The sequence below is a fragment of the Mycobacterium sp. AZCC_0083 genome (assembly GCF_014202335.1).
Classification (GTDB): domain Bacteria; phylum Actinomycetota; class Actinomycetes; order Mycobacteriales; family Mycobacteriaceae; genus Mycobacterium.
In genome coordinates, this window is the sequence record NZ_JACHGP010000009.1 from 138262 (window position 1) to 157131 (window position 18870).

Annotated in this window: 15 protein-coding genes; 1 reads left to right on the top strand and 14 read right to left on the bottom strand. The window is 66.9% G+C overall.

The window, feature by feature from the left end:
• Positions 1-5 precede the first annotated feature (5 nt).
• The 5 genes from HNP02_RS22810 to HNP02_RS22830 form a co-directional block, all read right to left on the bottom strand.
• On the bottom strand, positions 6-728 hold the full coding sequence (locus HNP02_RS22810) for a FadR/GntR family transcriptional regulator (RefSeq protein ID WP_184442990.1): 723 nt from the start codon (positions 726-728) through the stop codon (positions 6-8).
• A 63-nt stretch (positions 729-791) separates the two neighbouring features.
• Entirely contained in the window at positions 792-1565 is a 774-nt protein-coding gene (locus HNP02_RS22815) for a 3-oxoacyl-ACP reductase (RefSeq protein ID WP_184442761.1), read from the bottom strand.
• Positions 1566-2930, bottom strand: a complete 1365-nt coding sequence (locus HNP02_RS22820; RefSeq protein WP_184442762.1) for an aldehyde dehydrogenase — start codon at positions 2928-2930, stop codon at positions 1566-1568. It lies immediately after the preceding gene.
• Positions 2927-3682, bottom strand: coding sequence for a gamma-glutamyl-gamma-aminobutyrate hydrolase family protein (locus tag HNP02_RS22825; protein WP_184442763.1), 756 nt, complete (start codon positions 3680-3682; stop codon positions 2927-2929). Before HNP02_RS22825 ends, HNP02_RS22820 begins: the two co-directional genes overlap by 4 nt.
• Positions 3669-5018 (bottom strand): glutamine synthetase family protein, encoded by a 1350-nt coding sequence (locus HNP02_RS22830; RefSeq protein ID WP_184442991.1) that lies wholly within the window; start codon positions 5016-5018, stop codon positions 3669-3671. The genes HNP02_RS22825 and HNP02_RS22830 overlap by 14 nt, the downstream gene beginning before the upstream one ends.
• Positions 5019-5233: 215 nt before the next feature.
• Between HNP02_RS22830 and HNP02_RS22835 the strand changes: the two genes are divergently transcribed.
• The gene (locus HNP02_RS22835) at positions 5234-6817 is read left to right on the top strand and encodes an amino acid permease (RefSeq protein WP_184442764.1); all 1584 of its coding nucleotides are present in this window, start codon (positions 5234-5236) and stop codon (positions 6815-6817) included.
• A gap of 114 nt (positions 6818-6931) precedes the next feature.
• On the opposite strand, the gene HNP02_RS22840 is transcribed toward HNP02_RS22835, so the two are convergent.
• The 9 genes from HNP02_RS22840 to ispG form a co-directional block, all read right to left on the bottom strand.
• A complete protein-coding gene (locus HNP02_RS22840) occupies positions 6932-10273 on the bottom strand; it encodes a DEAD/DEAH box helicase (protein WP_184442765.1) in 3342 nt (1113 codons plus the stop codon).
• Positions 10274-10423: 150 nt separating this feature from the next.
• On the bottom strand, positions 10424-10987 hold the full coding sequence (locus tag HNP02_RS22845; protein WP_184442766.1) for an alpha/beta fold hydrolase: 564 nt from the start codon (positions 10985-10987) through the stop codon (positions 10424-10426).
• Positions 10988-11051: 64 nt separating this feature from the next.
• On the bottom strand, positions 11052-11720 hold the full coding sequence (locus tag HNP02_RS22850) for a hypothetical protein (RefSeq protein ID WP_184442767.1): 669 nt from the start codon (positions 11718-11720) through the stop codon (positions 11052-11054).
• The gene (locus HNP02_RS22855; RefSeq protein ID WP_184442992.1) at positions 11717-13240 is read right to left on the bottom strand and encodes a cobyric acid synthase; all 1524 of its coding nucleotides are present in this window, start codon (positions 13238-13240) and stop codon (positions 11717-11719) included. Before HNP02_RS22855 ends, HNP02_RS22850 begins: the two co-directional genes overlap by 4 nt.
• A 117-nt stretch (positions 13241-13357) precedes the next feature.
• On the bottom strand, positions 13358-14218 hold the full coding sequence (map, locus tag HNP02_RS22860; protein ID WP_184442768.1) for a type I methionyl aminopeptidase: 861 nt from the start codon (positions 14216-14218) through the stop codon (positions 13358-13360).
• A gap of 27 nt (positions 14219-14245) precedes the next feature.
• On the bottom strand, positions 14246-14848 hold the full coding sequence (locus HNP02_RS22865; RefSeq protein ID WP_184442993.1) for a DUF1707 domain-containing protein: 603 nt from the start codon (positions 14846-14848) through the stop codon (positions 14246-14248).
• A gap of 39 nt (positions 14849-14887) precedes the next feature.
• Positions 14888-16720 carry a penicillin-binding transpeptidase domain-containing protein gene (locus HNP02_RS22870; protein ID WP_184442769.1) on the bottom strand — a complete coding sequence of 611 codons (1833 nt, stop codon included), beginning with the start codon at positions 16718-16720 and terminating at the stop codon, positions 14888-14890.
• A 77-nt stretch (positions 16721-16797) separates the two neighbouring features.
• Positions 16798-17652, bottom strand: a complete 855-nt coding sequence (locus HNP02_RS22875) for a GNAT family N-acetyltransferase (RefSeq protein WP_184442770.1) — start codon at positions 17650-17652, stop codon at positions 16798-16800.
• Between the two features lie 56 nt (positions 17653-17708).
• Positions 17709-18866, bottom strand: a complete 1158-nt coding sequence (gene ispG, locus HNP02_RS22880; protein WP_184442771.1) for a flavodoxin-dependent (E)-4-hydroxy-3-methylbut-2-enyl-diphosphate synthase — start codon at positions 18864-18866, stop codon at positions 17709-17711.
• Positions 18867-18870 lie beyond the last annotated feature (4 nt).

Here is an 18870-nt window from a genome sequence, read left to right on the forward strand (position 1 = left end):
ACCGCTTAGTCCAAGAAGCCGTGCAGCAGAGCAGCCGACGCCCAGATGTGTGCCGTCATCTCCTCGGCTGCTCGATCGCCGTCACCGGCAAGGATCGCCATCACGATGGCTTCGTGCTGTTCGTCGGAGTGCGCGATGTTGCGCGCGAGCAGCGGGATGTGGTCGAGCAGTTCGTTGAGACGCATTCGGTTCTCGGCGACCAGCGCCACCACCGACGGCGCGCCCGCGGCCTCGGCGATGGCAAGGTGCAGCCGCGAGTCGAGCCGCCGGTAGTCCTCGGGCGGGGCGCCGCGCACGTCGGTCAGCCTGCTCCACAGCGTCTCGCGCTCGGTCGCGGCCAGCGTCCTGCCCGCGGCCATCCGCGCTGCGCCGACCTCGAGGATCTCGCGCAGCCGCAGCGCGTCGTCGATCTCGGCGCGGCTGAAATGAACTCCGTCACCGCTGGGTGCGGGGAGCTCGTCGGCAAGGAATGTGCCCCCGTACCGGCCGCGCCGAGACTCCAGGTAGCCCGCCTCGGACAGGGACTTGATCGCTTCCCGGACCGTGTCGCGGCTGACGCCGAGGCGGGTGGCGAGCTCGCGCTCGGGTGGCAGTGACTCACCCGGCGCGAGCACGCCGAGCCGGATCGTCTCGAGCAGCCGGCCGACGGTGTCCTCGAAGGCGTTGCCGAGCCGCACCGGACGCAGCAGAGCCTCGGAGCTGGGCGGCGGATCCGGTTCTTCACCGATCCCCCGGGTCGCTGCGCTGGAGCCGCGCTCGCGTGGACTGCCCTCCGGAACCGACATCAGGACCTACAGCGGCGTCACGTAGGCCGAGCTGATGCCGCCGTCGACCAGGAACGTCGACGCGGTGATGAACGACGAGTCGTCACTGGCAAGGAACGCCACCGCGGCGGCGAGCTCCTCGGGCTCGGCGAACCGGCCGAGCGGGATGTGCACCAGCCGTCGCGCTGCACGCTCCGGATCCTTGGCGAACAGCTCCTGCAGCAGAGGGGTGTTCACCGGTCCCGGGCAGAGCGCGTTGACGCGGATGCCCTGCCTGGCGAACTGCACGCCGAGCTCGCGCGACATCGCCAGCACGCCGCCCTTGGACGCGGTGTAGGAGATCTGTGACGTGGCCGACCCCATCACCGCGACGAACGACGCCGTGTTGATGATCGAGCCCTTCTGTTGCGGAACCATGTGCCGCAGTGCGGCCTTGGAGCACAGGTACACCGACTTGAGGTTGATGTTCTGTACCCGATCCCATGCATCGAGTTCGGTGTTCTCGATGAGGTCGTCCTCGGGCGGGCTGATGCCCGCGTTGTTGAACGCGATGTCGACCGAGCCGTACGTCGAGGCTGCCGTGTCGAACAGCGTGTCGACGGCCACCTTGTCGGCGACGTCGACGGGCACGAACAGTCCGTCGAGTTCGTCGGCGGCCGGCTTGCCCGTCTTGGGGTCGATGTCACCGATCACGATGGTGGCGCCCTCGGCGCGCATCCGCTTGGCGGTCGCGAACCCGATCCCACTCGCGCCGCCGGTGACGACCGCGACCTTGCCCGAAAGCCGTTGGGTCAGATCCATCTAGAGTTCTCCAATCGCAAAGAAGACGTTCTTGGTTTCCGTGAAGTGCAGCGGCGCGTCGGGGCCCAGTTCACGGCCGAGCCCTGATTGCTTGAACCCGCCGAACGGCGTGTTGTAGCGGACCGAGGAGTGCGAGTTCACCGACAGGTTGCCGGATTCCACCGCGCGAGATACCCGCAGCGCCCGCGACAGGTTGTCGGTCCAGATCGACCCGGACAATCCGTACGGTGAATCGTTGGCGAGCTCGATCGCATCGGCCTCGTCTTCGAACGGCAGCACGGTGACGACGGGTCCGAAGATCTCCTCGGTGACCGCACGATCGGTCCGCTGTGGGGTGAGAACCGTTGGCGGGAACCAGTATCCGGGGCCGGTCGGTGCGGAACCGCGGAACGCGACGGGCGCGTCGTCGGGCACGTACGATGCCACGGTGTCGAAGTGCGAACGCGACACCAGCGGACCCATCTCGCTATCGCGCGATGCCGGGTCACCGACGACGACGCCCTTCACCGCAGGCTCCAGGAGTTCCATGAACTTGTCGTAGACGTTGCGCTGAACCAGGATTCGGCTGCGCGCGCAGCAGTCCTGCCCGGCGTTGTCGAACACGCCATACGGCGCGGTGGCCGCGGCCTTCTCGAGATCGCAGTCGTCGAACACGATGTTGGCACTCTTGCCACCGAGTTCCAGGGTCACCCGCTTGACCTGGGCGGCGGCGCCTGCCATCACCTTGACGCCCACCTCGGTGGAGCCCGTGAAGACGATCTTGCGGACGTCGGGGTGACTGATGAAGCGCTCCCCCACCACCGAGCCCTTGCCAGGCAGTACCTGGAACAGTCCGTCGGGAAGGCCCGCTTCCCGTCCGAGTTCGGCCAGCCGCATGGTGGTCAACGGGGTGATCTCGGCGGGCTTCACCAGTACCGCGTTCCCCGCGGCGAGTGCGGGCACGAAGCCCCACGACGCGATGGTCATCGGGAAGTTCCACGGCGCGATGACGGCGACGACGCCGAGTGGCTCGTTGAACGTGACGTCCAGTCCGCCGGCCACGGGAATCTGCTTGCCGGACATGCGTTCCGGGCTCGCCGAGTAGAACTGCAGCACGTCGCGGACGTGACCGGCCTCCCACTCGGCGTTGCCGATCACGTGCCCGGAGTTCGCCACCTCGAGAGCAGCCAGCTCGTCGACGTGCGCATCCACCACGGCGGCGAACGATCGCAAAGCGCTCGCCCGCTCGGCGGGTGCCAGCTTCGCCCACTGCTTCTGCGCGGACTTCGCGCGGGCGATCGCGTCGTCGGTGGCAGGTACGTCGAGCAGTTCGACGGTGCGCAGCTCCTCTTCGGTCGCTGGGTTGATCAGTGTCGACGTGGTCAAGAGGTGGCCCTTTCCGTTGCATATTCCGCCGCTGCCTGCACGACACCGGCGAACAGTCGAAGGTCATCGAGTCGTTCCTCGGGGTGCCACTGCACCGCGAGGACGAACTGTGGCCCGGGAATTTCGACCGCCTCGACGACGCCGTCGGTATCCCACGCCGTGGCGATCAAGCCCTTGCCCAGTTCGGCGATGGCCTGGTGGTGATAGCACTGTGCATCGGTGGACTCGCCGATCAGCGAAGCCAACCGGGTGCCGGGCACGGTGCTGATCACCGATGTGTTGAACACGGCGTTGCCTGCCTGGTGCCAGTTGTGGCCGACGACATCGGGCAGGTGCTGATGCAGGGTGCCGCCGAGCGCCACGTTGAGAACCTGGGCGCCGCGGCAGATTCCGAGCACCGGCAGGCCGCGTTCGAGTGCGCGCAGCACGAGCGCGAACTCCCAGGCGTCACGTTCGCGGGCCGGCTCGTCCGTGGTCGGGTGCGGCGGCTGGCCGTACGAAGCGGGGTCGACGTCCCTGCCGCCGGTGAGCACCAGCCCGTCCAATCCGTCGAGCACCCGATCGGCGATGTCGGCGTCAACCGGTTGCGGCGGAAGCAGCGTGACGATGCCGCCTGAAAGGGTGACGCCTTCGATGTAGATGGCAGGAAGGAAGCTGGCCATCACGTCCCAGACGCCGGTCTTCGCCTGTTGCAGATAGGTGGTGACGCCCAGAACCGGGCGCCGTGCCGTATCCCGTTCAGAGCCGCTCAAAACCGCGCACCCTCTCCCAGTCGGTCACCGCGGAGTTGAACGCATTCAGTTCGATCCGGGCGTTGTTCAGGTAGTGCTCGACGACCTCGTCGCCGAACGCTTCTCTGGCCACCGTCGAGGATTCGAACAGCGCCGCCGCCTCGGCCAGTGTGGTCGGAAGCCGTTCCGCGTCACCGGTATACGCGTTGCCCGAGCATGGGTCGGGCAGCTCGAGCTCGTTGTCGATGCCGTGCAGGCCGCCCGCGATGAGCGCGGCAACGGCGAGGTACTGGTTGACGTCGCCGCCTGGCGCACGGCACTCCATCCGCATGCCGTGCCCGTGGCCGACCACGCGCAGTGCGCAGGTGCGGTTGTCCATCCCCCACGCGACGGCGGTCGGGGCGAAGCTGCCCTCGACGAAACGCTTGTAGGAGTTGATGTTCGGTGCGTAGAACAGTGTCAGCTCGCGCAGCGTGGCCAACTGGCCCGCGATGAAGCTTTGGAACATCTTGGACATGCCGCGCGGCTGATCCTCGTCGGCGAACACCGCCGAACCGTCGTCGCCGCGGAACGAGATGTGGATATGGCAGCTGTTGCCTTCGCGCTCATCGTATTTCGCCATGAACGTGACGGCCTTGCCGTGCTGGTCGGCGATCTCCTTTGCACCATTCTTGTAGATCGAATGGTTGTCGCAGGTGACCAGGGCGGTGTCGTAGCGGAAACCGATCTCCTGCTGGCCGAGGTTGCATTCGCCCTTGACGCCCTCGCAGTACATGCCTGCGCCCTCCATGCCGCGGCGGATGTCGCGCAGCAGTGGCTCCATCCGGGTCGAGGCAAGCATCGCGTAGTCGATGTTGTAGTCGGTGGCAGGCGTCATCCCCCGGTATCCGTTCGCCCACGCTTCCCGGTAGGTGTTGTCGAACACCATGAACTCCAGCTCGGTGGCGGCGACGGCGCCCATCTTGCGTTCCGCGAGCCGGTCCAGCTGCCTGCTCAGAATGCTGCGCGGCGCAGGGACGACCGGGCTGCCGTCGTGCCAGCCGAGGTCGGCCATCACCAGCGCGGTGCCTGGTAGCCACGGCAGCAGCCGCAGCGTGCCGAAGTCGGCCGTCATCACCATGTCGCCGTAGCCGCCCTCCCAGCTCGACATCGCGTAGCCGTCGACCGTATTCATGTCGACGTCGACGGAGAGCAGGTAGTTGCAGCACTCGGCACCGTGGGCGGCGATGTCGTCGACGAACAGGCGCGCCGAGATCCGCTTTCCGGTCAATCGGCCCTGCATGTCGGTGAAGCCAACGATCACCGTGTCGATCTCACCGGCGGCCACTAGGCGCTCTAGCTCCGTTTGCGACAGCATGCCGGGCCGTTCCGTGGATGTCGCCATCGCGGGCCCTCCCTTGTCAGTCATGTCGAAAAGTCAACCATTGGAAACCGTACTGCTACCTAAATCCAGGGCAGTTTTACACAACTGTCACTGCCAAAGGTAGGACACAAGACCAATAGCACTCTAATGTGCCTAGGCAGTGGACCGCCGCATCAACGGCGGACTAGGCCTGACGAAGGAGAATCACCGTGCCCGAAGGTCACGATCTGCCGGAGCTGACCGATGACGAGAGACACCTCGCCAGCCTCGGCTACACGCAAGAGCTGAATCGCTCCTGGTCCGGCTTCAGCAACTTCGCCATCTCGTTCTCGATCATTTCGATCCTTGCGGGCTGCTTCACGTCGTTCGGCCTCGGCTGGAACAACGGCGGCCCTGCGGCGATCGCCTGGGGCTGGCCGATCGTCTCGGTCTTCATCCTGATCATCGGGCTGTGCATGTCGGAGCTCGTCTCCGCCTACCCCACGTCCGGCGGCATCTACTGGTGGGCAAGCAAACTCGGTGGGGCCAAGGCCGGCTTCTACACTGGCTGGCTCAACCTGATCGGACTGATCGCGATCCTGGCGTCGGTCGCCTACGGCGCCGCGACGTTCCTGGACCTCACGCTGGGCACGTTCAGCGAAACCTGGCTCGCGGGCTACAGCTTGACCAGGACGTTCCTCATCTTCCTGGTGATTCTGGCGTTGTCGGCGACGGTCAACATCTTCTCGTCGCATCTGCTCGCGGTGATCAACAACATCTCGGTGTGGTGGCACGTCGCGGGTGCGGCGATCGTCATCGGGATCCTGATCTTCGTTCCGGCGCAGCACGCCAGCTTCGGTGACGTGTTCGCCAAGACCATCAACAACAGCGGCATGTTCGGCGGCACGACGTCGGGCTTCGGTTTCCTGCTCCTGGTGTTGCCGATCTCGGCGATCCTGACGCAGTACACGATCACGGGCTACGACGCGTCCGCCCACCTCTCGGAGGAGACCCAGGGCGCGGCCGACGGCGCGGCCAAGGGCATTTGGCGCTCGATCTTCTACTCGGCGATCGGTGGCTGGATCCTGCTGCTGACGTTCCTGTTCGCCGTGCAGGACTCCGATGCGGTGTCGGCGGGCGGCGGCGCGGTCGCGGTCATCTTTGCGCAGGCGATGGACTCCAAGTGGGTTGGCATCGTGCTCCTGATCTCGACGGCCGGCCAGCTCTTCTGCACCACCGCCTGCCAGACCAGCGCCTCGCGCATGCTGTTCGCGTTCAGCCGCGACCGTGCGGTTCCCGGACACCAGTTGTGGGCCAAGGTCAGCAAGCACAAGATCCCCGCCAACGGCGTCATCGTCACCGCGGCGCTCGCCGCCATTCTGACGCTGCCCGCGCTGGTCCAGGTCGACGTCAACGGCGCACCGGTCCCGATCGCGTTCTTCGCGGTGGTGTCCATCGGCGTGGTGGGGCTCTACCTCTGCTTCGCGGTGCCGATCTACTACCGCTGGAAGGCCGGCGACGAGTTCCCCGTCGGCAAGTGGAACTTGCGTGGACATCACAAGTGGATGGCACCCGTTGCCCTGATCGAAATCGTCGTCACCTCGATCATCGCCATGTTCCCGACGTCCTCGGGCGGCGTGCCGTGGGGTGACGCCTTCGAGTGGAAGTTCGTCAACTACACCCCGCTGCTCGTCGGCGGCGTGCTGATCCTGCTCTACATTTACTGGCACGCCTCGGTGAAGAACTGGTTCACCGGGCCCATCAAGCAGGTCGAACTCACCGAGTCGGGCGAGGAAATCATCCTCGAGACCTGACCGGTGTGGCAGGACGCCGCCGAGCTCACCAGGTGCTGGTGAGCATCACGATCTCGGCGGCCAACTGTACTGAAAGGCAGTGGGGCACGGTTTTGCGGTTGGGCCACAGATCCTCTACCCAAAGAGTTCTCGTACATCCGACGCGGTGATGGCCGACCCGAAGACCTCGCCATCGTCGACGACGGCGGTGAACAGTTCGCGCTTACGCTCCTGCAGCGCGACCACCTTCTCCTCGATGGTGCCCTGCGAAACGAGCCGATAGACCGTCACCGGCCGCGTCTGACCGATGCGATGGGTCCGGTCGATGGCCTGAGCCTCGGCTGCTGGATTCCACCACGGGTCACAAACGAAGCAGTAGTCGGCTTCTGTGAGGTTGAGTCCGAAGCCGCCGGCCTTGAGGCTGATCAAGAACACCTGGTTGGTGCCTGCCCTGAAGCTGCGGATGGCGGCCGCACGCTGGCGCGAACTCGATGATCCGTCCAGGTAGCTGTAACTGACTCCTACTGCGTCCAGGCTCGCTCGCAGGATCTCGAGGAAACCGGTGAACTGGCTGAAGACCAACGCGCTGTGGCCTTCAGACACCAACTCGGGCAACCGTTCGACCAGGAAGTCGACCTTCGCAGCGCCAACGTCGAGCTTTGACTCGTCGACCAATCCGGCATGGAGGCTGAGCTGCCGCAGCAGGGTCAACGACCGGAACACCTGAAACCGGTTCTTCTCCCATTCGCCCAGTAGCCCGAGCACCTTCTGGCGCTCGCGGGCCATCCGGGTGTCGTAGATCTTTCGGTGTTTGGCACTGAGGTCGAGCGTGAGCATCTGTTCTTGCTTCGGCGGCAGTTCCGTCGCGACCTGGCCCTTGGTTCGGCGCAGCATCACCGGCTTTATCCGGCGGCGCAGCACGGGCAACCGTTCTTTGTTGCTTCCCGACTCGATCGGCTTGCGGAAGTAGTCGGTGAACGCCTTGGGCGACGGGAAGAGGCCCGGAGCGGTGATCGACAGCAAGGACCACAACTCCATCAGGTTGTTCTCCATGGGCGTGCCGGTGATGGCCAGTTTGAATCGGGCGGCGAGTCGACGCACGCATTGATGGGTTTTGCTGGTGTGGTTCTTGACGAACTGGGCCTCGTCGAGAATGACTCCCGCCCAATCGATCCCGGCGTACGCTTCGAAATCGATGCGCAGCAGAGCATACGAGGTGACGACGATGTCGGCGTTCGCAGCTTGGTCCGCCAGTGACGTGCCCGATCGGGCTTCCGTGCTGGTGACGGCCACCGCAGTCAGCCCAGGGGTGAACTTGCGGCACTCGTCGACCCAGTTGGTGACCACGCTGGTGGGCGCGACCACCAGGAACCGTCGGGGGCCCCGCTCGGCGGCGCGGGCGATGAGCGCGAGGGTCTGCACCGTCTTACCTAGCCCCATGTCGTCGGCCAGCACGCCACCAAGTTCGTTGTCCCACAAGAACGACAGCCAGTTCAGGCCGTCGCGTTGATAGTCCCGCAGCGTGGCATCGAGACCCTCTGGCACGGCCACCGGAACGGGTGGCCGCGCCGTGGCCAGCCGCGCGAGACTTTCCTGCCAGGCGGCAACCTGCTTGTCGACGACGCCAAGGGCAAGCAGCTCCTCCCACAACGTGACGTTGTAAGAACCCGCATTAACCTTGTCGCCCTCGATCTCGCCGAGCGCCCGCGCTTCCTCGATGAGTTCCCGCAGGCGGAGGAGTTCCGGCGTGTCGAGGCGGAAGTAGACCCCGTTGGGCAGCAGCATATGCGTTGCCCCCGAGGCCAATTCTGCGATGACCGCGGCGATGGGCACCTGTTGCCCGTCGACCTGCACGGAGATGCTGAGGTCGAACCAGTCGTTGCGCACCGGCTCCCCGTCGCCGCTGCTGAACTCCAGCTGCGGAGCGTCGTCCGCGGCACGGAAATCACGTGCGCCCTCGTCTAGCTCGACTGTGAAGGCGTCGCGGCAGTCCAGTTGCGGGAGGATCTCGCTGCAGAGCACCGCGGCCTCGACCAACGTAAGTTCGGTGGCCGAGCGCAAGGTTGCCGTCGATGCCACCGTGGTGGCGTCTGCCGCGGAATTGGCATCGTCGATCGCCAACAACTCGTCAACTACCCCGGCATAGGCAATGCCGCGCAACTTCCGCTGGATATGTTGTGTCGCTTGCTGTTTCCAGGTGTGCGCCGCGGCCGCGACGGCCCGCAGCGCGGGGGTGGCCCGCTCCCAGGCGAGGTCCTCGGCGTCCGCGTCACGGTAACCCGTCCGCTGCGGATGCGAATCGGGATCGAAATCGTGGTGTTTGTCATTCACCTCGTAGCGCGTGCTCCAGAACGCACGGGCGCCATCGTGACTCAGCTTCACCGTCAGTACTGGCAGCGGCCCACTGATGGTGGGCGGGGTGAATAGCCCCTCCTCGATCTCCACCGGCGCGACGTCGACCAACCGTGGGAGCACGTCGAGCGAGAACTCCGCGATCGTCTCGGCGGGAATGTGCACCCGGTCGTTGCGGCCGATAAGGTCCAGCGTGGTACGTCCGGGCACCGGATCGAACCGGCCTAGCCGCAATACCCCGTCGACGACCCTGTACATCCCGTGCGGAGAAGGTGAACCGATCAGGCCCACACCGTCGGGATCACATCGCTCGCCGTCCACGACAAGAACGACCGACATTGTGGCGCCACCGGCGTCATCGGAGACGAAGTCGAGCCGCAACTGCGCATTCTTGATGAAGTCGACGGCTTGCAAACCTTTGGCGGCGACCATGGTGACCCCGACGGCGACGGCGTCGTCAAGCCGCGACCAGAAGGCGGGTGGCACGTGGCTGATGGTCATGGCGTCGCCGATGGGCAGGACACCAGACCTGTTCGCTTCGTTCAGGAGCGCACGGACCGCGGCATACTGGCTCCGATCGAATTCGCCGGCCTCGGCGTGGTACGCCAGGCGTTGCCAGGTCAGGCCGGTCTTGATCCAGGTTCCGCGCTTGCCGACGGTGACGGGGCGCAGCGCGATCGTCGTGCCGGGACGGTACCGAGTAGGTGCTGCGATGGAGAACTCCAACCCGATCGGCGAGGCGTGCTCGCCGCTCAGAGGCGCCAGCTCGTCCAACACCTTGGTGAGAACGGTGCGCCACCCGTCGGTGTCGGGAGGCCGAGACTCACCCTGCGCAGCAGTCAGTAGCAGTGCGACGGCGTGTTTGCAGTAGGCGCCGACAGGGCAGGAGCAGTCGGCCCACACCAGCTCGAGATCGTCGTCGAAGGACTCGAAGTTGACGCTGACCCCGTACACGCGGTCGCCAGAACCGGAACAAAAACCAGTGAGCTCGAGGCCGTCATCGCTCCATGCCGTATCGCGTACACGGCCCTGATTGGCATACCGCAGACCGCGTGTGATCGCCGCATCGTCGAAGTCGGCGAGAAGTTCATCAGTGTCGAGGACGAAGCCGTGGGGCGACAACATAGGCGAAGGATAGAGACGGGCCCCGACATCGTCAGTGACGTCGGGTCGGTGTGTCCGCGCGCAAGGCAGCGGGGCGAATCGCATGCAGCACGGGCGACACTGCGGCCACTTCCGCAACGGACATTGAGTCGCGGTGAGCGATTCTTCCCCTCACCAGGTGCTGGTGCGCATCACGATCTCGGCGGCCAACTGGGCCGTCGACTCGTGCGCGTTGCGCCTGCCGAGCAGCTCGACCAGTCGGTAGTCGCCGTAGACGTAGCGCTGGCTGGCCTTGGCGACGTTGCGGGCCGACGGCGTGCTGACCAGCGCGGTGGTGTTCACCTCCACCGGTGGACAGTGCTCGTCGCGGATCACGCCTGCCTGGTCGGCGACGCACGGGTGGCCGCGGTCGATCACGACCAGTCCGATGAAGCGGTCGAGGCGGGTGGCCGCGAGCTCCCACGCCAGTTCTCCGCCGACGCGATCGCCGACCAGCAGCGCCCAGCGCACCTTGAGGGCGTCCAGGATGCCGACCACCGCCTTGGGGCTCAGCCGCGGGTCGGGTGCGATGACGACGGTCCGCAGCGATGCGGTGTGCAGCCGCTGACAGACGGCGTCGTAGGCCGACGGTCCCTGGTGTGCGGCCCCGAGCAGGACGACGACCGACCCCTTGTCGGGACCCGACACGTCCACGGTGGCCGGGAACCCGTCGACGGTCACCACGGTCGAAGGCATTCGGTCACGCTACAGGGATTGATCGTGTTCGCGGGCGGGTTTTCACTCGGTCCTTACTTTGCAGTCAGCTCGACTCGAGGCGCTGCGCCTGCTTGGTCACGAGTTCCATAAACGTCTGCGGCAGCGTCGCTTTGACGGCGATTGTCGGGTTCGGCGTCGGGAGTGCGATCCCGAACAGGGCCGAACGCCCGACGTTCTCGAAGGAGAAGTAGACGCTGCTGCGCACCGTGCCCAGCTGCATGGTCTGCTCGTAGGCGAGCGCACCGGGGCGCGGTGTCTCGAGCCGGGTGGTGGTCATCGGGATGCCTTGCGATGACCGGTCGAAGAAGGTCTGGAAGCTGGCACACCGCTGCGCCACCGCGTCCAGCGCGTCGAGGTCGAGTGGCCATGACACCACGGTCATCACGATCCGGGCACCGTCGTAGGCCACCACGTACTTCACCGCGCTGCCCGCGCCGCGCTCGGCCGAGGCGGCGATCACTCGGGTGAGTCCGTCCGAGCAGCCCTCGGGACTGGACAGCATCGCCGGTGGTCCGCCCGCGCCGTCGGCCTGGCCGGGTTTCTCGGGGATGCGGTCGTACTGCACGCCGGGCGGGAAGTCGGCGGCGGTCAGAACCGCCGACTCCAGCCGGGCGCCCGGCCAGGTCGCGGTGCCTTCGATGGCGTGTGCGCAGCCGGACAGTGCGGTGGTGATGACCACCAGTACCGCGGCTGCGGTGCGCCGTCCGATCATGTATCGAGGTTACTCAGTCCCGAGGTCACGGTCGGGCGCCTCGGCGCGCCCCGCTCCAGAAGCTCCATGACGGCGTCGACGTCGAGGTGGGCGGCCAGCAGGTCGGCCATCAGGTCGAGTTGGCCGTCGCGGCGCGCGGTGACGTCGACGTCGTCGGCGACCACGAAGCCGCGTCGCCCCGCCGCCTGCGCGGCCTCGGTCAGCCACCGGCGGCGCACGTCGTCGTTGTCGAGCAGGCCGTGCCAGTGGGTGCCGAACACCGCATCGCGACGGATCCCCACTTGAAAGCCGGAGCCGAGCCAGTCGGCCTCGGCACTGCGGGTCAGCTGCCCGTGGTGAATCTCGTAGCCGCGCAGCGGAATACGGCCGCTCCCGTCCCAGAGCTCGAGGGTCTTCTCGGCGGCGAACACGACGTCGGCATCGAGCAGGCCGAGGCCCTCGGTGCGGCCCTTTCCGGATTCCACGGGGTCGTCGATGGTGCGGCACAGCATCTGGAAGCCTCCGCACACCCCGAGCACCGGCCTGCCCGACGCCGCGTGGGCGACCACGCCGTCGGCCAATCCGGTGGCGCGCAGCCAGCCGAGGTCGGACACCGTGGCCTTGCTGCCGGGGATTACCACGACGTCGGAGTCGGCCAGATCGGCGGGATCGGTGACCCACCGGACCAGCACCCCGGGCTCGCAGGCCAGTGCCTCGACGTCGGTGGAGTTCGAGATGCGCGGCAACCGGACGGCCGCCACCCTCAGCCACTCGGTGCCACGCGGTGGTTGAGCCTCCCCCACCGCGTGATGGGCGCGCACGGACAGCGAGTCCTCGGCGTCAAGCCACAGGCCGTCGCTGTACGGGATGACGCCGTAGGTCGGCCTGCCGGTCAGGCGTTGCAACTGGTCCAGCCCTGGTGCCAGCAGCGAGGGATCGCCGCGGAATTTGTTGACGACGAATCCGGCGATCAGGCGCTGGTCGTCGGGTTCGAGCACGGCGACGGTGCCGAACAGGTGAGCCAGCAGCCCGCCGCGGTCGATGTCGCCGACCAGCACGACGGGCAGGTCGGCTGCGCGCGCCAGGCCCATGTTGGCCAGATCGGTTGCCCGCAGGTTGATCTCGGCCGGTGAGCCCGCGCCCTCACAGATCACTGCGTCGAATTCGCTTCGTAGCGAGGCGAGTTCGTCGGCCACCACCGTGGCTAGTTCGGTTCTGTGCTGGAAGTAGTCGGCCGCGCCGACCGAGCCTGCGACCTTGCCGCGGACCACCAGCTGCGAGGTGCGGTCGCCGCTGGGCTTGAGCAGGATCGGGTTGAACCGGACGCTGGGTGCGAGACCAGCGGCGCGTGCTTGCATGGCCTGTGCGCGGCCGATCTCGCCGCCGTCGGCGGTGACCGCCGAGTTGTTGGACATGTTCTGCGCCTTGAACGGCGCGACGCAGATACCCTTGCGGGCCAGCAGTCGACACAGCCCGGCGACCACCATCGACTTGCCTGCGTCCGAGGTGGTGCCCGCAACCAGCAGCGCGCCGGCCATGATCACTTTTCTCTCGCGAGCAGACGTAAATGGCCCTCATTCACGGCGTGTCAGGGCCTTTTGTTGGAGCCGTTGGCGTTCCGCTTGCGGACCGCCAACGGACTGCTCGCGGGGGAACGGTCACTCGGCCAGGGTGAGGATTTCGGCGCCGTCGTCGGTGACCACCAGCGTGTGCTCGAACTGTGCCGTCCACTTCTTGTCGACGGTGGCGACGGTCCAGCCGTCGTCCCAGATCTCGTAGTCCAGCGCGCCGAGGTTGATCATCGGCTCGATGGTGAACGTCATGCCCGGCTCGATGATGGTGTCGACGGCGGGCTGGTCGTAGTGCAGCACGACGAGGCCGTTGTGGAAGGTGGTGCCGATGCCGTGGCCGGTGAAGTCGCGAACGACGTTGTAGCCGAACCGGTTCGCGTAGGCCTCGATCACCCGCCCGACGACCGACAACGAGCGCCCCGGTTTGACGGCCTTGATCGAGCGCATCGTCGCTTCGTGGGTGCGTTCGACGAGAAGCCGGTGCTCCTCGCTGACGTCACCGGCGAGGAAGGTCGCGTTGGTGTCGCCGTGCACGCCGTCGACGAAGGCCGTGACGTCGATGTTGACGATGTCGCCGTCCTGCACCACCGTCGAGTCGGGGATGCCATGGCAGATGACCTCGTTGAGCGACGTGCAGCACGACTTCGGGAAGCCCTTGTAACCCAGCGTCGACGGGTAGGCACCATGGTCGACCATGTAGTCGTGGGCGATCCGGTCGAGGTGATCGGTGGTCACGCCGGGCGCGACGGCCCTGCCCGCCTCGGCCAGCGCATTCGCCGCGATGCGTCCGGCGACCCGCATCTTCTCGATCACCTCGGGTGTCTGCACCCATGGCTCACTGCCTTCCTTCGCGGTCGCCTTCCACGCGTACTCCGGGCGGGCGATCGACTTGGGTACCGGCAGTGTCGGCGACAGGTCTCCTGAACGGAGGGCGGTGCGAACGGGCATCATGCCAGCGTAACCAACATGGCCTCGTTAGCCGCGACGGAACCTCTTCATCACCGCCCTGCGCGGCCCGCGGATGTCGATCGACCCGCAGACGCTGCGCCCGGTGAGGACGACGTGTGGAATGCCCTCGGCGGGTGCGTCCTTGCGGTGATCGCGGGCGCTGCCGACGACCACCTCGACGTCGTCGATCGACGCGCTCGCGCCCTCGGGCAGCCGGATGTCCACCGACCCGAACTTGACGTCCAACTCGATCACCACGATCGGGCCTGCGAAGCGCGCCTTCGTCAGGTCCAGGTCGATCGAGCCCATCCGCCGAACCAAAGCCAGCCGGGTGGGGACCACCCACTCCCCTTGGCGCTTCAGTGAACCGAGCACACCGCGTAGCTCGACGCGGTCGGTCGAGGAGGTGACGATCGCGCCGGGCCCTGGCAGGTCGCCGACCAGGGCGGCGAGTTCGGTGTGCAGGCGCGCCAGCGACACGGCGCCCGATCGCTCCTCGAACTCGTCGATGTCGATCAGCCCAAGCGCCACGGCATTGTGCAGCCTGCGCAGGGTGCCGTTGCGGTCGGCATCGGAGATGCGCAGCGCCGCGACTTCTCCGTTCGCACCGGAGTTGGCGCCCGAGTTCATGCTGGTCATGTTGCGTGCCCCTTCCAAGGGACAGGCTACTCAGGCCAGGTAGTCGGGGGGCAACCCGTTGAGCATGTCCTTGCACATCCGCACCGCGTACTCGGAGCTACCGCCCCCGACGATCAGCGCGGCGAAGGCCAGGTCACCGCGGTAGCCGGCGAACCACGCATGCGAGCCGCCGTTGAACTCCGCCTCGCCGGTCTTGCCGCGCACGTCGCCCGTCCCCTTCAGATCGGTCGCCGTGCCGTTGGTCACCACCAGTTGCATCATCGGGCGCAGGCCGTCGAGCATCTTCGACGAGATGGGCGTGGTGTCGCCCGTCACCTGGGTCTGGCGGCCTTCGATGAGTTGCGGCACAGGGGTTTTCCCTGCAGCGACGGTCGCGGCGGCCAATGCCATGCCGAACGGGCTGACCAGCACCTTGCCCTGCCCGAAGCCGTCCTCGGTGCGTTCGGTGAGGTTCACCGTCGGCGGCACCGACCCGGTGACGGTCGTGATCCCGTCGACCACGTAGTCGGTGCCGATGCCGTACTGCGCGGCGGCCGTGGTCAGGCCCTTCGGCGGCATCCTGCTCGCCAGCTCGGCGAAGGTGGTGTTGCACGAACTCGCGAACGCCCGCGACATCGGCACGGTGCCGAGGTCGAATCCGCCGTAGTTGGGGATCGTGCGTTGGCCGATGTCCATATGGCCTGGGCAGGCCAGCAGCGTGTTGGGGGTCGCCATGTCGCGGTCGATCGCCGCGCCTGCCGTGACGATCTTGAAGGTCGACCCCGGCGGGTAGAGCCCGCTGGTGGCGGTGGGTCCGTCGGCGTCGGCCGCGGAGTTCTGCGCGACGGCCAGGATCTCACCGGTGGACGGCTTGATCGCCACGATCATGGCCTTGCGGCCGACCATGTTGACGGCGTCCTGCGCCGAATCCTGCACGGCGCGATCAAGACTGATGGTCACCGACGGTGACGGTGCTCCCGGCACTTCGTTCAGCACGTCGACCTCGGCGCCGTTCTGGTTGACGCTTTCGACGCGCCAGCCGGCCTCGCCGTCGAGTTCGTTGACCACCGACTTCTTCACCTGGTCGATGATCGCCGGCGCGAAGCGATCGTCGGTGGGCAGCAGTTCGGGCTGTGGGGTGATGACCACCCCTTGACGATTGCCGATCGCGGCCGCCACTTGATCGCGGTCGGATTGCCGCAGCGTGATCAGATCGAGCGGCTTCGCCGAGGAACTGGCCTGCTCGGCGAGGGTCTGGGCGTCGATGGTGGGGTCGAAGGGACGCAACGCGTCGGCGACGGCGATCGCGGTCGCCATCAGGCCGCCGCCGCCGAGCTTCGCGGCCTTGGCATCCAACGTGTAGTGGTACAGGTAGCCGGGAACTAGGACGTCGGTGCCACCGCGCTCGTTGACCGAGGCTCGGGGCGGCGCGTCTGGGCGTAGCGCGAACGTCTGATGCTCGCCCAGGTTCGGGTGCAAACCCGTTGCGCTCCAACGGACTTCCCAGCGGCCCTCGTCGCGCAGCATGTTGAGCTGTCCGTCGTAGGTCCAGGTGCGGTTCTTGGGAAGGTGCCAGGTGTACCGGTAGGTCACGCTGCCCGTGTCCTCGGCGTACTTCGAGCTCAGGATCATTGCGTCGAGGCCGGTGGCCTGCAGTCCTGACCAGGCTTCGGTCAGCGCGGACCTGGCTTCGGTGGGTTTGTCGCTGAGGTCGGCGGCGGCGCCGGTGTTGCCTGCCGCGAGTGCGGCGAAGAACGCTGCAGCGACCGGCTCGGGGCCGTTGGGCTTCGGGGTGCAGGAGGTCAGCGCCCCCGCCGTGCCAACGAGGATGGTCACCGTCAACAGACCGGCGACCCGTGATGCAGATGAGGTTCGCGTTGCCATTGGGGCCAATGTTATGAGTGTGGCTGCCCGTTCGGCGTGAGGCGCACCGAGATCGAACCGTGATTAGTTCGTAAGGATCAGTCGAGCAGGACCGTGGCGAAGGTGCCGACCTGGCGGAATCCGATGCGCGCGTAAGTGGCCCGCGCGACGGTGTTGAAGCCGTTGACGTAGAGGCTCGCGGTGCGGCCGCTGCGGACGACGGCGGCGGCGAGCGTCGCGGTGCCCGCGGCACCAAGGCCACGGCCACGGCAGTCGGGATGCACCCACACGCCCTGGATCTGGCCGACCGCAGGCGATTGCGAGCCGACCTCGGCCTTGAACACGACCTCGCCCCTTTCGAAGCGCGCCCATGCCCTACCCGCGGCGATCAGCGCGGCGACGCGGCGCCGATAACCGCGGCCACCGTCCCCGAGCCGGGGATCGACGCCGACCTCACCGATGAACATGTCGACGGCGGCCACCAGGTAGGCGTCGAGCTCCTCGATCCGGACCGGGCGCACCGCGGGGTCGACCGCGCACTGCGGTGCGCCGTCGAGCGCCATCAACGGTTGGTGCTCGCGCACGTCGCGGGCCGGGCCCCAGGCGTGCTCGAGGCGGCGCCACATGGGCACCACCAACTCGGCACGGCCGACCAGCGACGAGCAACGGCGCGTGGTGCTCATCGCCTTGTCGGCGAAGGCGTTCAGATCTGAGGTCTCGCCGCGCAGCGGAATGAGATTCGGCCCGGCGTAACACAGCGACTCGCCGGGGCGACGCCGCGTCCAGAGCTCTCCTCCGATGGCGGTCGGCTCGACGCCGTGATCGGCGACCCTCGAGGCCACCATGCAGGTACCGACCGGATCGTCGTCGAGCACCCTGCGCACCATGGCGGCATCGCGGACGACCGTCACCCGACGCTCGTCGGTGAGGCGGAATAGCGGTGGGGCCGACATGGTGCTTCTTTCCAACTACAACCCGGGGCAGGTGACCCCGCTCACAGGGTCACGACTCAGCTTACGGTCACAACGGGAGAACCGCTCGCATCATCCGGAGAGCGCTCTTCGGCAATTCGCATCGCCTCTTCGATCAGCGTCTCCACGATCTGCGACTCCGGCACGGTCTTGATGACCTCGCCGCGAACGAAGATCTGCCCCTTGCCGTTTCCGGACGCCACGCCGAGGTCGGCCTCGCGGGCCTCGCCCGGCCCGTTGACGACGCAGCCCATCACGGCGACGCGCAGCGGGAAGTCCAGGCCCTCCAGCCCGGCGGACACCGCGTTGGCCAGGGTGTAGACGTCGACCTGGGCGCGCCCACACGACGGGCAGGACACGATCTCCAGCCCGCGCGGTCGAAGGTTCAGCGATTCCAGGATCTGGTTGCCGACCTTGATCTCCTCGACAGGCGGCGCCGACAGCGAGACCCGGATGGTGTCGCCGATGCCCTTGGACAGCAGCGCGCCGAACGCGACGGCCGACTTGATGGTGCCCTGGAACGCCGGGCCTGCCTCGGTGACGCCGAGGTGCAGCGGGTAGTCGCACTGCGCGGCGAGCTGCTCGTAGGCCTCGACCATGACGACGGGATCGTTGTGCTTGACGCTGATCTTGATGTCGCCGAAGCCGTGCTCCTCGAACAGCGAGGCCTCCCACAGCGCCGACTCGACGAGTGCTTCCGGGGTGGCCTTGCCGTACTTCTTCATCATCCGCGCATCCAGCGAGCCTGCGTTGACGCCGATACGGATCGGGATGCCCGCGTCGCCTGCGGCCTTGGCGACCTCTTTGACGCGGCCGTCGAATTCCTTGATGTTGCCGGGGTTGACGCGCACCGCGGCGCACCCTGCGTCGATGGCGGCGAAGATGTACTTGGGCTGGAAATGGATGTCGGCGATGACCGGGATGTTCGCCTTCTTGGCGATCGCAGGTAGGGCGTCGGCGTCTTCCTGACGGGGACACGCGACCCGGACGATGTCACACCCCGATGCGGTCAGTTCCGCGATCTGCTGCAGCGTGGCGTTGATGTCGTGGGTCTTGGTGGTGCACATCGACTGCACCGCGATCGGGTAGTCGCTGCCGACGCCGACGTCACGGACCATCAGCTGGCGGGTCTTGCGCCGCGGCGCCAGGGTGGGCACGGGCGGTGCTGGCATACCGAGCCCGATGGAGGTGGTCATGGCA